This is a genomic window from Nocardioides turkmenicus, from assembly GCF_011045035.1.
Taxonomy (GTDB): domain Bacteria; phylum Actinomycetota; class Actinomycetes; order Propionibacteriales; family Nocardioidaceae; genus Nocardioides; species Nocardioides turkmenicus.
On the sequence record NZ_JAALAA010000010.1, the window covers coordinates 117,925 to 131,554 of the forward strand.

Annotated in this window: 15 protein-coding genes; 2 read left to right on the forward strand and 13 right to left on the reverse strand. The window is 70.0% G+C overall.

Annotated features, from left to right (window positions below):
- Window positions 1-2: 2 nt before the first annotated feature.
- Together carA and G5C66_RS13675 are read right to left on the reverse strand one after the other, a co-directional pair.
- Complete coding sequence (gene carA / locus G5C66_RS13670) at window positions 3-1,139, reverse strand: glutamine-hydrolyzing carbamoyl-phosphate synthase small subunit (RefSeq protein ID WP_165111513.1); 1,137 nt, start codon at window positions 1,137-1,139, stop codon at window positions 3-5.
- Between the two features lie 155 nt (window positions 1,140-1,294).
- Complete coding sequence (locus G5C66_RS13675) at window positions 1,295-2,239, reverse strand: AIM24 family protein (RefSeq protein WP_165111514.1); 945 nt, start codon at window positions 2,237-2,239, stop codon at window positions 1,295-1,297.
- Window positions 2,240-2,348: 109 nt separating this feature from the next.
- Here G5C66_RS13675 and G5C66_RS13680 point away from each other — a divergent pair, with 109 nt between their 5' ends.
- Entirely contained in the window at window positions 2,349-2,855 is a 507-nt protein-coding gene (locus tag G5C66_RS13680; RefSeq protein WP_206444083.1) for an endonuclease V, read from the forward strand.
- 215 nt (window positions 2,856-3,070) lie between these two features.
- Complete coding sequence (locus G5C66_RS13685; protein WP_008356770.1) at window positions 3,071-3,262, forward strand: type II toxin-antitoxin system VapB family antitoxin; 192 nt, start codon at window positions 3,071-3,073, stop codon at window positions 3,260-3,262.
- Here G5C66_RS13685 and G5C66_RS13690 read toward each other — a convergent pair.
- The 11 genes from G5C66_RS13690 to nusB all read right to left on the reverse strand — a co-directional run bounded on the left by G5C66_RS13690 (window position 3,246) and on the right by nusB (window position 13,628).
- Entirely contained in the window at window positions 3,246-3,680 is a 435-nt protein-coding gene (locus tag G5C66_RS13690; RefSeq protein ID WP_165111516.1) for a hypothetical protein, read from the reverse strand. The genes G5C66_RS13685 and G5C66_RS13690 overlap by 17 nt on opposite strands.
- A gap of 111 nt (window positions 3,681-3,791) precedes the next feature.
- Window positions 3,792-5,402 (reverse strand): ABC-F family ATP-binding cassette domain-containing protein, encoded by a 1,611-nt coding sequence (locus tag G5C66_RS13695; RefSeq protein WP_241248497.1) that lies wholly within the window; start codon window positions 5,400-5,402, stop codon window positions 3,792-3,794.
- Window positions 5,403-5,526: 124 nt separating this feature from the next.
- Entirely contained in the window at window positions 5,527-6,522 is a 996-nt protein-coding gene (locus tag G5C66_RS13700) for an endo-beta-N-acetylglucosaminidase family protein (RefSeq protein WP_165111517.1), read from the reverse strand.
- Between the two features lie 120 nt (window positions 6,523-6,642).
- The gene (locus tag G5C66_RS13705; RefSeq protein WP_338144169.1) at window positions 6,643-6,993 is read right to left on the reverse strand and encodes a DUF2200 domain-containing protein; all 351 of its coding nucleotides are present in this window, start codon (window positions 6,991-6,993) and stop codon (window positions 6,643-6,645) included.
- A gap of 10 nt (window positions 6,994-7,003) precedes the next feature.
- On the reverse strand, window positions 7,004-7,771 hold the full coding sequence (locus G5C66_RS13710; protein WP_165111518.1) for a methyltransferase domain-containing protein: 768 nt from the start codon (window positions 7,769-7,771) through the stop codon (window positions 7,004-7,006).
- A 164-nt stretch (window positions 7,772-7,935) separates the two neighbouring features.
- Window positions 7,936-9,234 carry a dihydroorotase gene (locus G5C66_RS13715; RefSeq protein WP_165111519.1) on the reverse strand — a complete coding sequence of 433 codons (1,299 nt, stop codon included), beginning with the start codon at window positions 9,232-9,234 and terminating at the stop codon, window positions 7,936-7,938.
- The gene (locus G5C66_RS13720; protein WP_165111520.1) at window positions 9,231-10,172 is read right to left on the reverse strand and encodes an aspartate carbamoyltransferase catalytic subunit; all 942 of its coding nucleotides are present in this window, start codon (window positions 10,170-10,172) and stop codon (window positions 9,231-9,233) included. The genes G5C66_RS13715 and G5C66_RS13720 overlap by 4 nt, the downstream gene beginning before the upstream one ends.
- Entirely contained in the window at window positions 10,169-10,744 is a 576-nt protein-coding gene (pyrR, locus tag G5C66_RS13725) for a bifunctional pyr operon transcriptional regulator/uracil phosphoribosyltransferase PyrR (RefSeq protein WP_165111521.1), read from the reverse strand. Before pyrR ends, G5C66_RS13720 begins: the two co-directional genes overlap by 4 nt.
- Before the next feature lie 62 nt (window positions 10,745-10,806).
- Window positions 10,807-11,817 (reverse strand): NADPH:quinone reductase, encoded by a 1,011-nt coding sequence (locus G5C66_RS13730; RefSeq protein WP_165111522.1) that lies wholly within the window; start codon window positions 11,815-11,817, stop codon window positions 10,807-10,809.
- Window positions 11,818-11,841: 24 nt separating this feature from the next.
- Complete coding sequence (locus tag G5C66_RS13735) at window positions 11,842-13,038, reverse strand: hypothetical protein (protein ID WP_206444084.1); 1,197 nt, start codon at window positions 13,036-13,038, stop codon at window positions 11,842-11,844.
- A 173-nt stretch (window positions 13,039-13,211) separates the two neighbouring features.
- Complete coding sequence (gene nusB / locus G5C66_RS13740; protein WP_165111523.1) at window positions 13,212-13,628, reverse strand: transcription antitermination factor NusB; 417 nt, start codon at window positions 13,626-13,628, stop codon at window positions 13,212-13,214.
- Window positions 13,629-13,630 lie beyond the last annotated feature (2 nt).

Genomic DNA, 13,630 nt, shown 5'->3' on the forward strand with positions numbered 1-13,630 from the left:
GCTCAGACCTCCTTCGCCATGAGAGAGATGAACCGGTCGAAGAGGTAGGCGGCATCGTGCGGGCCGGCCGCTGCCTCCGGGTGGTACTGGACGGAGAAGCCCTTGAGCTTCCCGGTCTCGGCGTCCTTGAGCTCGAGGCCCTCGACGCAGTCGTCGTTGAGGTTGACGTGGGAGACGGTCGCGATGCCGTAGGGCGTCGTGGTCTCCTCGCCGATCGGGGCGTCCACGGCGAAGCCGTGGTTGTGGGCCGTCACCTCGACCTTGCGGGTGGTGAGGTCCATGACCGGCTGGTTGATCCCGCGGTGGCCGTACTTGAGCTTGTACGTCCCGAAGCCCAGCGCTCGGCCGAAGAGCTGGTTGCCGAAGCAGATGCCGAAGTAGGGGATGTCCTCGGCCAGCGCCGCCTTCAGCAGTTCCACCTGGCCGGTGGTCGCGGCCGGGTCGCCGGGGCCGTTGGAGTAGAAGAGCCCGTCAGGGTTCACGCTCTTGACGTCCTCGAGGGTGGCGGTCGCGGGGAGCACGTGCACCTCGATGCCGCGCTCGGCCATCCGCTCCGGAGTCATCTCCTTGATGCCGAGGTCGAGGGCCGCGACGGTGAACCGCTTCTCGCCCTTGGCCGGGACGACGTACGCCTCCTGGGTGCTGACCGCGTCGGAGAGGTTCGCACCGCTCATCTCGGCGGAGGCGAGCACCTTCTTCAGCAGAGCCTCGGGGTCGGTCTCGATCGTGGAGATCCCGACGCGCATCGCGCCGCGCTCACGCAGGTGGCGGGTGAGGGCGCGGGTGTCGATCCCGCTGATACCGACCACGGACTGGTCGCGGAGGTCGTCGTCGAGGCTGCGCTGCGCGCGCCAGTTGGAGGAGACCCGGGCAGGGTCGCGGACGACGTAGCCGGCGACCCAGATCCTGCGCGACTCCGGGTCCTCGTCGTTCACGCCGGTGTTGCCGACGTGGGGCGCGGTCATCACGACCACCTGCTGGTGGTAGCTCGGGTCGGTCAGCGTCTCCTGATAGCCCGTCATGCCGGTGGAGAAGACCGCCTCGCCGAAGGTCTCACCCTCGGCGCCGAACGACTCCCCCCGGAACGATCGACCATCCTCGAGTACGAGGAGTGCTTCTTTGTGGGCATGCAGCGGCACGCCGTACCTCCTTCTCCGCCTCACGGGACGGTGCTTAAAGGATGTCGGTCAACTTGCTGGTGACAGTATCAAGCAGATGCCGGTTGACGGCAGTTGGCGTCCGCCGCGTACGCCAGCATGTGACGTACGCGGCAGTCGGCCCTGCTGGATCGCGCTCAGCTGTGCGAGTGGGGCGGGACGACCGCGCCCTCGGACGGCTGCACGATGACGAACCCGGCGCCCTGGAAGGCGACCTGGAACGCCTCGCCGCTGCCGCGGCCGATGAGCGCACCCGCGGTGAACGACTTCTGCAGGCTGGTCTGGAGGCCGAGCGACCAGCCGACGACCGCGTTGGTGTCGGTGAAGGTCGGCGCCTCGGCTGCGTTGAGGACCACGGGGTCGCCCTCGGTGGTGACCGCGACCCAGCCGGTGCCGCGCAGGGTCGTGTTGAAGAGGCCGCCGGTGAGCATGCCGGCACCCTGGACCCGCTCGATGTTCCACTGCAGGCCCCCGGAGAAGGCGAGCACGTGGTCGCCGTTGATCGAGATGCCGGAGTTGTTCAGCCGGAGGATGTGGACCTCCTTGGCCGCGTCGGCCAGGAACACGTCGCCCTGCCCCTCGACGCCCATCAGGCTGAGGCCCTCGCCGGTGACGGCCTTCTTGAGGAACTTGCCGACGCCGCCGCCCTGGTACTTGAACTGCACGTTGCCCTGGTAGGCCACCATCGACCCCTGGCGTGCCTGGAACGGCTCCCCGACGCGTACGCGCAGGAGCTTCTTGTTCTGCAGCACCGCCCCGTCGCCCTCGATCTCGGAGAAACGACCGTCGATCAGGTCACCTGAGATTCCTGCGAACGCGTCGCCGGCGGGCTGCTGGGAGTGGGCAGGCTGCTGCCCGTACTGGGCCTGCTGCGCCTGACCGCTGTCGCCGTACGCCGCCTGGGCGGCCTGCGCCGAACCGACCTGCGTCGGGGCCTCCTGCGCCACCGTCGCCTGCGGCGGCGTCAGCGGCGCCGTCGACTGCTGCCCGCCCGTGGACACGTGCTCGGTCCACTGGCTCCCGTCGTAGTATCGAAGCTCGGCCTGTCCGGTCGGGTCCGGGTACCACGCTGCGTCCGTCATCTCTAACCCTTGCGTTCACGGACCCACATCGGTCCTTCTCGGCTCCATCCTGGCATGCGGCCGATGTGCGACTCACCGGTGTTCCGCACGCTCGTCATATTCTGTGACCGTGGCGACCAGGTTCGGGGCGGCCGACGCCCGCTACCCGCTATCCGGCGGTGGGCATGCAGCGCTCGTGGCGAGCGACGACCCTAGGTTCGGCACGATCGTCGAGCAGCACACGGCGTGGCTCGACGAGGTGGCCGACTACGCCCCCGGCAGGTTCTACGAGCGGGAGCTGCCCGCACTGACGGCCCTCCTCTCCGACGTCGACCCGCTCGACGTGCTCGTCGTCGACGGCTACGTCGACCTCGACCCGGACGGACGGCCTGGCCTGGGATGGCATGTCTGGCATGCCGGGCTCGCTCCCGCGGTCATCGGTGTCGCCAAGACCAGCTTCCACGCCGCCACCCATGCCGCACCCGTCCTCCGCGGAATCTCGACCAGACCCTTGTACGTCACGGCCACCGGCATAGCGCAGGCCGATGCTGCCGACCTGGTTCGTGCCATGTCCGGTCCTGCTCGCCTCCCTGACGCGCTGCGACTCGTCGACCGCCTTGCTCGATCCATGTCCTGACGGTCTGGCTCTCGTTCAGCCGCCGGTGTTTGTGCAAGCACCCCTTGCACACTAGCGAGAGAGCCTGGACTGGGCATGGGTGTTTGCGCAACGGCCTGATGCACAAATACCCAGGTGACTGCGACACGATGTGACGGTTGTCGCAGGTCATTGCGTTGCATGTCGAGCGCCGCTAGCGTTCCGATGTTTCATCAGATTCCGTGCGGGGGTACGCAATGACCGAGACGTCGATCAGCATCGACAAGGAGCTGTTGGCCGAGGCGAGGAAGATCGCCGGCACGACGACCAACCAGGCTGCGATCGACCACGCGCTGCGTGACCTGGTCGAGCGGGAGGCCGCCTCCGCGGAGTTCGACCGCATCGTCGAGCGCGAGCTCGGAGACACCAAGGTCACGCTGGAGTTCTGACCTCGCCGAGCGCGTCCAGCGGGATCGGCCAGAAGTCCTGGTCGGTCGCGAGGTGGATGACGTCGATCGGCACCCCGGCCACGGCACACGCACCGTAGAGCTCGGCGGCGTTCCTCCGGTCCGACCGGTTCGGCGGGTCACCGCCCGGTCGGCAGAGCAGGAGCTCGACCCGGTCGAAGCCGTGCTCGTCGACCAGTTCACGCAGCAACGTGGCCAGCTTGGCAGCACCGTCGTCGGCGATCTCTGCCGGCACGGCCTCGATCTGGCACAGCTGCGGAAACGGGACGCCGTCGGCATCGACGAACATCAGCCACAGCCGCGGCTCCGGCCAGCCGAGCGGGTTGATCAGATGTCGCCAGGCGGCCTCGACGTCGGCCTGGGTGCGGAGGACTGGGGCGTACGGAATCTTGTCGGTCATGAGCCAACCGCACCACGACCCGCCGAGGAGGACAACGACGGTCCGAAGCCCTGTGGACAACGCTGCTCATCCACAGGGCTTCGCCCGTAAGTGGCCCGCCCGCGACCCGTTTCAGGGCACCAGGCGATGCTCCGGGCCCGACCAGCCGCGGCGCAGCCAACGGTCGTGTGAGGCGACCACCATGGTCCCCGGCGTGGCCGCGATCGCCTCCTCCAGCTCACCGGCCAGCGTGAGCGAGATGTGGTTGGTCGGCTCATCGAGGAGCAGCAGGTCCGGGCCGGTCGCGATGGCGATCGCCAGGTCGAGCCGGCGCCGCTGCCCGACGCTCAGGGCACCGACCGGGCGGTTGAGGTCGCGCGGATGGACGAGCCCGAGATCACGCAGCGGCACCTGGGTCGCCAGCACCTCCCCCACCGACTCGGTGTAGACGTCGGCGACCTTGCGCCGCAGGTCCCCGAACTGCGGGTCCTGGGTGAGCTCCTCGACGTGCCGCGCACTCACCTGGACCTCACCGGACGTCGGCTTGAGACGCCCGGAGATCACCCCGAGCAACGTGGACTTCCCGCTGCCGTTGGGGCCGGTGATCAGCAGGTGCTCACCCGCCGTGATGTCCAGGACGGGCACGCTGACCCGGTCCTCGACCACGAGGTCGCGGACCACGACCGTCCTTCCGCTCGCGCCCGCGGCCGACAGCGAGGCGTTCAGCCGCAGCGGCGGAGGCGGCTTGCGTACCTGCGCCTCCTCGGCCTCCTCCAACCGCCGGTGGGCGTCCTTCTTGCGGCGGGCGACGGTGCGCTCGACGTTGCTGCCCTTGAACTTGTAGATGAACTTGTCGTTGTCGGTCGGGCCGCGGTTGTGGGCGATCGCGTCGTTGCCGATCTTGGTCGCCGTGCGGAGTCGCTTGAGCTCCTCCTGCTGCTCCGCGTACGTCTGCTCCCACCGCTCCCTGGCGGCCTTCCGTGCCTCCTCGTAGTCGCTCCACCCGCCGCCGAAGAGCCGCCCACCGGCTCCGTCGGTGCCGAAGGCGGTCGGGTCGAGGTCGAAGAGCCCGGTGGCGACCTCGTCGAGGAAGACACGGTCATGCGAGGCCATCAGGACGACACCAGGCAGGTCGCGGAGGAACTCCCCCAGCACGCCGACCGCCTCGTCGTCGAGGTGGTTGGTCGGCTCGTCGAGCAGCAGCGCGTCCGGGCGGCGGGTGATCGCGGTCGCGAGCGCCAGCCTGGTGCGCTGCCCGCCCGAGAGCGTGCTGATCGGACGGTCGCGGTCGAGACCGCTCAGGCCGAGCCGCTCGGCGGCCAGGATGGCGCGCCGGTCGGCGTCCCAGGCGTCGTGGGCGACGGCGAAGTCGAGCGCGCTCGCGTACGTCTCGGCGACCTCGGGATCGTCGAGCCGGTCCGCGAGCGTCTCGACCGTGGCGACGGCCTCGCGGAGCGGCCGCAGGGTCGTGGCGAGTACGTCCTCGATGCTCGCCTCGTCGCGGAACGGCGGCTCCTGCGGCAGCCAGACGAGGTCGTCGGGCGCCTCGAGCGTGCCTGTGCGTTGGGCGGTCCGCGGCAGCCGGTGTGCGATAGCGCGGAGCGCTGTGGACTTTCCGGCGCCGTTCTCCCCGACGAGCGCGATCCGCTCGCCCGGGGAGACGGTGAGGTCGATCCCGGTGAGAACGGAGCCGCTGCGGAAGGAGACGGAGAGGTAGCGGACGACGATCGGGTTCATAGACATGAGCGCTGGCCTTCACGAGAGACAGGAAGACCCGCCGGGCGGTGCCGCGGTCGCGGGTCGAGGTCAGCGCTTGGTGATCATGATGAGACCAGCGTACGCGACCCCGACCCGCGACCGCGAATGATTAACGCGCGACCTCGTCGATGATCCCGGAGAGCCGCTTCATCCAGGTGTACTTCGAGGCGCTGATGGTGTCGTCGCCGTCCAGCTTGCCGTCGCGGTCGAGGGCGTAGCTGAAGATCCCGCCCTTCCCGCCGCCCTCGGGCTGCCAGTTGGCGTACGCCGCGGCCCGGCTCTCGCCGAACGGGACGGTGGTGTCGAGCCAGTGCCAGCCGCGCTCCTCGTAGAAGGAGAACCCGGGCAGGAACTGGCACGAGCTGATGTAGGGCGCGAAGGTCTCCCAGGTGCCCTGCAGGCGGCCCGGGTCACGGCCGTAGGCCTGCAGCAGGACGTAGTCGACGTACTCGGCGATCTGCGGGAAGAGCGGGTGGTTGCCGGTCATGTTGGTGTCGTAGATCAGGTAGCGCCCGGTACCGGACTGCGGGCCGAGATACTTGCCGAGCGCGCGGATGATGCCTGCCGCCCGCTCGGTCTGCTCGGGGTCCAGGCTGCGCTCGGTGTCGATGTCGAGACCGTCCAGACCGGCACGGTCGACGTACTCCTCCACCAGCCAGCGGGCATGGGCGTCGTAGGCCGCCTCGTTCAGCTCGACGTCGGCGTCGGCGATGTCGTCGATGAAGATCGTGAAGACGACCTCGGTGCCCTGGGCGTGGAGAGCAGGGACGTACGTGTCGCGCAGGGCCACCCAGAAGTCAGGGTCCTGCGCCGGCTTGGTGGCGAAGGCGGAGACGATGTCGAGCTGCGGCGGGATCTCGTCCATCCGCTGGACGTTGGGCGCGCGGTCCTCCTCCTTCGTGGTCTCGACATCGCGCCACTGACGGTAGTAGCCGAACGCGATCGGGTCCTTGCACTCGGTCGGCCCTGTGGTGGCTGTGGCGGACGGGACGGTTGCCGGTGCCGGCGCTGCGACCGCGGGCGCGGTCGCGGCACCGAGGGACGCGACGGCACCGGCGGCCACGGCGAGGCGAAGACTCTGGATCAGGCGGGGGCGATCAGACATCAGGCATTCCTCTCCTGGGCGCCCGGAACCCGATCGGCACTCTGCCGCCACCCGGACGCGACTGTGACTCGCCCCACAACCTGGCAGACTAAACCGATTTAGTCCAGAGGGCTCACAAACCTAGCCGCGCAGGATCTTCTCCATGGCCTTGCCCTTGGCCAGCTCGTCGACGAGCTTGTCGAGGTAGCGCACCTGGCGCATCACCGGGTCCTCGATGTCCTGGACGCGCACGCCGCAGACGACCCCGGTGATGAGCTCCGAGCTCGGGTTGAGGTCGGCGGCGGCGAAGAACTCCTCGAAGCTCGTCTCCGCCTCGATGTGCTTCGCGATCGTCTCGTCGTCGAAGCCGGTCAGCCAGGTGATGACCTGGTGCAGCTCGGCCGTGGTGCGGCCCTTCTTCTCCACCTTCGTCACGTAGTGCGGGTAGACGGAGCCGAAGGGCATCCTGTAGACGCGCTCGAGGTTATCCACGCGTGCGAGCCTAGGGCGTGTCCGGCCGCTCCGCGACGAGCTGGTACATCCCGGCGATGCGTACGAACGGCTCCTGGTCGCACAGCGCCCGCTCGAGCTCCAGGAGGCGGTCGAAGTAGTCGGGATCGTGCTTGGCGGCGTCGTCGGTGAGGAGGTCGTTGGCGACCCTGCTGCCGAAGCGACCGGTCACCCGGAGTCCGGAGGCGGCGATCTCGGCCTCGAGGTCGGCCATCGGCACCTTCCGTACGTCATGGTCGAAGGTGACCGTGCGCTTGGTGTCCGCGCGCAGCTCGGTGAGCGCGGCCTCGGGACCGCCGGTGACCAGCTGCCGCAGCACCATGCTCGCCGGGTTGGGGACCATCACCGACAGCCGGCCGCCGGGGCGGACGGCGGCCGCGAGGCGGTCTATGTCGCCGGCGTCAGCTGGGCGGTAGTGGAGCACGAAGTGGCACAGCACCAGGTCCCACTCGCCCTCGGGCAGGTCGTCGACGCCACCGACGAGAGTGGTAATCGAGGCGCCGGCCTCCGCGGCCCGCCGCTTGGCCTCCGTCAGCCAGGACTCCGACGGGTCGAGGATCGTGACGTCGTGCCCGGCGAGCGCCAGCGGCAGCGCGTCCATCCCGTCGCCGCCGCCGACGTCGAGGATCCGCAGCCGCTCCCCCAGCTCGGCGCACTGGCGCCGGAGGACCTCCTCGACCACGGTGTAGCGGATCCGGCCCCACGGGGTCGCAGTGTAGGCGCGCCACTGTGCCAGCTTGTCGGAGAAGACGTCGGTCATGGCCGGGGAGCCTATCCGCACGTCTCGCCGAGTCGGGTTGAATCCTGCGCCGGGCGTGGCCCCCGCGACTGCTCACCGAGGTAACTCGGCCAGCAACCACTTCCTTCGTGGAGTCCCACGAAGGAAGTAAGCCCTCACCGAGTTACCTCGGTGAGCATCCAGGGCTATCCGGCGTAGGTCTGCTTCCCTCGCAGGAAGGTGGAGACGACGCGGCCGGTGAGCTTGCGGTCGTGCCAGGGGTTGTTGCGGGAGAGCGAGCGCGAGCGGTCTCGGTCCACGACGTAGGTCGCAGCCGGGTCCACCAGGGCCAGGTTGGCCGGCTCGCCGACCGCGATCGGGCGGCCGTGGCCCTCCAGACCGGCGATACGGGCCGGGGTCGTGGACATGACTCGGGCGACGCCGGCCCAGTCGAGCAGCCCGGAGGAGACCATGACGGTGGACACGACCGAGAGCGCCTCCTCGAGCCCGAGCATCCCGAAGGCGGCGTCGACGAACGCGTGTTCCTTGTCCTGGCGGGCGTGCGGGGCGTGGTCGGTCGCGACGGCGTCGATGGTGCCGTCGGCGAGCGCCTCGCGCAGCGCCTCGACGTCCTCCGCGGGACGCAGCGGCGGGTTGACCTTGAAGGTCGGGTCGTAGCCGGCGAGCAGGTCGGTGGTCAGCAGCAGGTGGTGAGGCGTGACCTCGGCGGTGACCGCCCAGCTGCCGTCCTTCTCGGCCTGGGCCTTCGCCCAGCGGAGCACCTCGACGGTGCCGGCGGTGGAGGCGTGGGCGACATGGACGCGCGAGCCGGTGTGGCGGGCGAGCATCACGTCGCGGGCGACGATGACCTCCTCGGCGACGCCCGGCCACCCGGGCAGACCGAGCCGTCCGGAGAGCTCGCCCTCGTGGCAGCAGGCCGAGCCGTACGGCGCCAGCGAGGGGTCCTGGGAGTGTTGGGAGATCACGCCGCCGAACGCCTTGACGTACTCCAGCGCGCGCCGCATCACCCGCGGATCAGAGACACAGCGACCGTCGTCGGAGAAGACCTTGACCGCGGCTCGGGAGCGGTTCATCAGGGCGAGCTCGGCGAGCTCCTCGCCGCCGAGGCCCTTGGTCACCGCGCCGACCGGGAACACGTCGGCCAGCCCTGCCTCGCGGCCGAGCTCCCACACCGAGACCGCGGCCTCGGCGGTGTCGGTGACCGGCGAGGTGTTGGCCATCGCGAGCACGGCGGTGTAGCCGCCCGCGGCGGCCGCGGCCGCACCGGAGGCCACCGTCTCGGCGTCCTCACGGCCCGGCTGGCGCAGGTGGGTGTGCAGGTCGACCAGGCCCGGAAGGAGGACGAGGCCGGAGGCGTCGACGACCTCGTCCACGGAGTCGCCGGAGACCGAGACCGTGCCGATCTCCCGGATCACTCCCCCGTCGACGTAGACATCGGTCGGCTCGGCCCCGAGGACAGAGGCTCCCTTGATCAACAGGCTCATGCGGACTCCTCGCCGGCAAGCAGGTGGTAGAGGACGGACATCCGGATCGCGACACCGGCCGAGACCTGGTCGAGGATCCGGGAGGAGGCGGCATCGGCGGCCTCGGGAGAGATCTCCAGGCCACGGTTCATCGGGCCGGGGTGGAGGATCGGGACACCGTCGCGCAGCAGGCCGAGCCGCTGGCGGGTGAGCCCGTAGCCCACGGTGTACTCGCGCGAGGTCGGGAAGTAGCCGCCGCTCATCCGCTCGCGCTGGACGCGCAGCATCATCACCGCGTCGACCTCGGGCAGCACGTCGTCGAGCGTGTAGGAGGTGGCGAAGCCGTCGGCCTTGGCCCACTCGGCGATGCCCGAGGGCATCAGCGTGGGCGGGGCGACCGCCACCACGGAGGCGCCGAGCTTGCCCAGCGACTTCACGTTGGAGCGGAACACCCGCGAGTGGGTCAGGTCGCCGACGATGGCGATCCGCTTGCCCTCCAGCGAGCCGGGGCTGCCGAGCTGGCGCTGCAGCGTGTAGCCGTCGAGCAGGGCCTGGGTCGGGTGCTCGTGCATCCCGTCGCCGGCGTTGATCACCGGGATGTCGAGCCAGCCGGCAACCTGGTGGGCCGCGCCGGAGGCCGAGTGACGCATCACCAGGCCGTCGACGCCCATCGCGGTCACGGTCAGCACGGTGTCGCGCAGCGACTCGCCCTTCGAGGCCGAGGAGCCCTTGGCCGACAGGTTGATCACGTCGGCCGAGAGCCACTTCCCGGCGATCTCGAAGGAGGACCGGGTGCGGGTCGAGTCCTCGAAGAAGAGGTTGATCACTGTGCGCCCGCGCAGCGCCGGCAGCTTCTTGACCTCACGCTTCTGGACGTCGTGCATCTCGGCGGCGGTCGCGAAGAGCTGCTGGATCTCCTCGGCACTCACGTCGTCGATGGACAGCAGATGGCGCGTCATGCGGTCACCCCTTCGAGCTCCACGATGCGTACTTCGTCGATGCCGTCGGTCTCCTCCAGCCGCAGCCCGACCCGCTCGGAGCGCGCCGTCGGAAGGTTCTTCCCGACGTGGTCGGCCCGGATCGGCAGCTGCCGGTGGCCGCGGTCGACGAGCACCGCCAGACGTACGACGGCGGGGCGGCCGTAGTCGGCCAGCGCGTCGAGCGCGGCGCGGACCGTGCGGCCCGAGAAGAGCACGTCGTCGACCAGCACCACGGTCTTGCCGTCGATGCCGCCCGGCGGGATCTCGGTGTGGTGCGGCGCCCGGGTCGGATGGGTGCGCAGGTCGTCGCGGTACATCGTCACGTCGAGCGCACCATGGGCCACCGGATGGCCCTCGGCCGCCTCGATCCGCGCCGCGATCCGCTTGGCCAGCGGCACGCCGCGGGTGTGCAGGCCGAGGAGCACCAGGTCCTCGGCGTCGCGGTTGCGCTCCAGGATCTCGTGGGAGATCCGGGTCAGCGCCCGGGAGATGTCACGGGAGTCGAGCACCACGCGACCATCGGTCGCGGGCTCGGACACGGCGTCAGACAAGGTTGTGGTCTCCTTCTCCGCCTCACGGGACGGCTCGTTAAAGGATCGGGCCAACCTTATCCTCACTCCAGGTCGATCAGCACTTTCCCGATCGCGCCCGCCTCGACCGCGTCGTGGGCGGCGGCCGTCTCCTCGAGCCGGTAGTGGTGCAGAGGTACGCCGGCCTCCGCTCCCACGCGCAGCGCCCCCGCCGCCACGGCGGCGGCGACGTCTTCGGCCGCGGCCTGGATCTGCTCCGGCTCGATGCCGTAGAGCTGGATGAACTGGTAGCGGAGGTTGAGCGAGAAGGTCGCCCGCAGCGGCATGGTGAGCTCGTCGCCGCCGTTGTTGGCGTAGATCGCGATCGTGCCGCGCTTGGCGATGACGGCGCGGTCGAGGTCGTTGTTGTCCGCCGGCGCGACCTCGACGATCTGGTCGACTCCGTCCGGCGCGATCTCGCGGATCTCCGCGGCCGGGTCGCCCTCGCGGTAGTTCACGATGTGGTGGGCGCCCGCCGCCTTCGCCAGCGCGGCCTTCTCCGGGGAGCTGACCGTGGTGATCACCGTCGCGCCCGCCCACACGGCCAGCTGGATGGCGGCGTTGCCGACCGCTCCGGCGCCGCCGTGGACCAGGATGGCGAGGCCGTCGAACGAGCCCGGCGCCACCCGCTCCACCTTTCCGCAGGTCAGCGCCCGGTGGGCGGTCATCGCCGGGACGCCGAGCGAGGCCCCGAGGTCGTAGGACGCACCCGGTGCCAGCTCGACGGCCTTGTGGGCGGGGACCGTGACGTACTCCGCCGCGGTGCCCCACGCCTGGCCGTGCTGGACCATGAAGAGCCAGACCTGCTGGCCGACGACGTGGGTGGTGACCCCCGCGCCGATCTCCTCGATGACGCCGGCGCCGTCCTGGCCCGGAGTCGCCTCGGGAGTCGTGAGGGTCGCGCTCAGGCCGGCGCGTACCTTCCAGTCGGTGGGGTTGACCCCGGCCCGCACCAGCCTGACCAGGACCTCGCCCGGGCCGGGCTTCGGCACCGGGCGCTCGGTCAGACGCATCACGGAGGAGGAACCGTTCTCGGAGTAGACGACTGCGCGCATGACTCCGACGTTAGGGCATGCCGGCTAGAGCGCGTGCGCCATCCCAGCGCAGGCCTTCAGCCACGACATCTTGGTGTCCTCCGAGAGCTGGGAGTACTGCACCGTGGAGCCCGCGACGAGCACCGGGTCGAACGGGACCCGGTAGACCCCGCGGGTGCGCTGCTGGTAGACCTCGGTGAGATCACGGGCCAGGTTGGTGTCGACCTTGGGTGACGGGTCGGAGAGCACCGTGATCGTCTTCAGCTTGAGGTCGGCGTAGCCCGACTCCTGGAGGGCGTCGAGCATCCACAGGCCGCTGTAGCCGGTGTCCTCACGCACGGTCGAGGTCACCACCAGCAGGTCGGCGGTGTCGGCGGCGGCGAGCCAGTTCTCGGCCCGCATGTTGTTGCCGGTGTCGACCAGGATCACCTTGTAGAAGCGCTCCAGCAGGTGGTGCACCTGCCCGAAGTCGTCGGCGTGGATCTGGCCGGTGACGTCGGGGCGCTCGTCTGAGGCGAGCACGTCGAAGTGGGCGTCGCCCTGGGAGCGTACGAAGGCACCCAGGTCACCGATTCGGGACTGGTAGACGTTGTTGAACGCGGCCAGGTTGTCGAGCAGCTCCCGGGTGGTGTTGCGGTGGGTGCTGCGCATGCCGCGGATGCCGAGGGTGCCCCGGGTCTCGTTGTTGTCCCAGGCCACGACCCCGCCGCCGCGTACGGTGCCGAAGGTGTAGCCCGCGGCGAGCACGCCGGTGGTCTTGGCGGCGCCGCCCTTGGGGTTGATGAAGACGATCGTGCGCGGACCGTCGAAGTCGCGCTGGATCATCGCCCGGTCCTGCTCGTAGGCGATCTCGGCGGCGCCCATCTTCGGGCTGATCAGCCCGCCGGACATCTTGCGGATCGCGCCTCGCCAGCCCCAGGTCGCGGGGCCGAACCCGGCCGACTCCGCGCGCCGGTCGAGGAAGTCGGTCGCGCTGGGGACCTCCTGCGCGTGGACGCTCGGGGGCGGCGGTGTCACCACGGTCGCCGGAGGGGGCGGCGCGGGTGTCGTGGTGACCTGTGGGTTGGTGATGCGGGTCGCCTCCTGACTCGGGTCTGGCTGGGGGTAGGGCTGGGCCGGCCGTGAGGGCTGGAGCGGCTGTCCCGCCGAGCTCGGCGGAGGTGGTGTCACCCAGTGCGAGGGTGCTCCAGTCGGCCGGGTGCGCGAGTCCGGCTCGTCGTACGGGTTGTTCTCCTGCGTCATGCGCTCTCCGAATACGGGTGCTGGGTTGCGGCCTCCATCTCAGCCTCGGGTCCAAACATACGGTCCCGACCGAAGCAATCGTCGATAACCGGAAAACACACGCGTCGCGCCGCACCCAGAAATGACGTCACGCCTGCCCGGATCGTCCCGGACAGGCGTACGTCACCTGCTGGTCAGCGCTTCGCGACGTCCTTCGCGACCGCGGCGAGCACTCCGTTGACGAAGGAGGGGGACTCGTCGGTGGACAGCTCGGTCACCAGCGCCGTCGCCTCGCTGATCGCCACCTCGGCCGCGACGTCGCCGTCGAGGATCTCCCAGACGCCGATGCGGAGCACGTTGCGGTCGACCGCCGGCATCCGGACCAGCGTCCAGTCCTTGGCGAAGGCGGAGATCAGGGCGTCGATCCGCTCGGCCTCGGCGACCACGCCCCTGACGATCTTGACCGTGAACGGGTTATTGGGCACCTGGCCCTCGCCGATCTGCTGGTCGAGCAGATCGCCGGCGGAGATCCCGCGGGCCTCGGCGGCGAAGAGCACATCCAGGGCCCGCTTGCGGGCCTTGGAGCGTGCGGTCGCGACGTGGGCAGCCAACG

Excerpts from the sequence above, each read along its gene's own strand:
- G5C66_RS13735 (WP_206444084.1), bottom strand. The coding sequence starts at position 13,038 with ATGACGCAGGAGAACAACCCGTACGACGAGCCGGACTCGCGCACCCGG.
- G5C66_RS13700 (WP_165111517.1), bottom strand. The coding sequence starts at position 6,522 with ATGTCTGATCGCCCCCGCCTGATCCAGAGTCTTCGCCTCGCCGTGGCC.
- G5C66_RS13695 (WP_241248497.1), bottom strand. The coding sequence starts at position 5,402 with ATGTCTATGAACCCGATCGTCGTCCGCTACCTCTCCGTCTCCTTCCGC.
- G5C66_RS13720 (WP_165111520.1), bottom strand. The coding sequence starts at position 10,172 with ATGACGCGCCATCTGCTGTCCATCGACGACGTGAGTGCCGAGGAGATC.
- G5C66_RS13710 (WP_165111518.1), bottom strand. The coding sequence starts at position 7,771 with ATGACCGACGTCTTCTCCGACAAGCTGGCACAGTGGCGCGCCTACACT.
- G5C66_RS13690 (WP_165111516.1), bottom strand. The coding sequence starts at position 3,680 with ATGACCGACAAGATTCCGTACGCCCCAGTCCTCCGCACCCAGGCCGAC.
- G5C66_RS13685 (WP_008356770.1), top strand. The coding sequence starts at position 3,071 with ATGACCGAGACGTCGATCAGCATCGACAAGGAGCTGTTGGCCGAGGCG.
- G5C66_RS13730 (WP_165111522.1), bottom strand. The coding sequence starts at position 11,817 with ATGCGCGCAGTCGTCTACTCCGAGAACGGTTCCTCCTCCGTGATGCGT.
- G5C66_RS13715 (WP_165111519.1), bottom strand. The coding sequence starts at position 9,234 with ATGAGCCTGTTGATCAAGGGAGCCTCTGTCCTCGGGGCCGAGCCGACC.
- G5C66_RS13675 (WP_165111514.1), bottom strand. The coding sequence starts at position 2,239 with ATGACGGACGCAGCGTGGTACCCGGACCCGACCGGACAGGCCGAGCTT.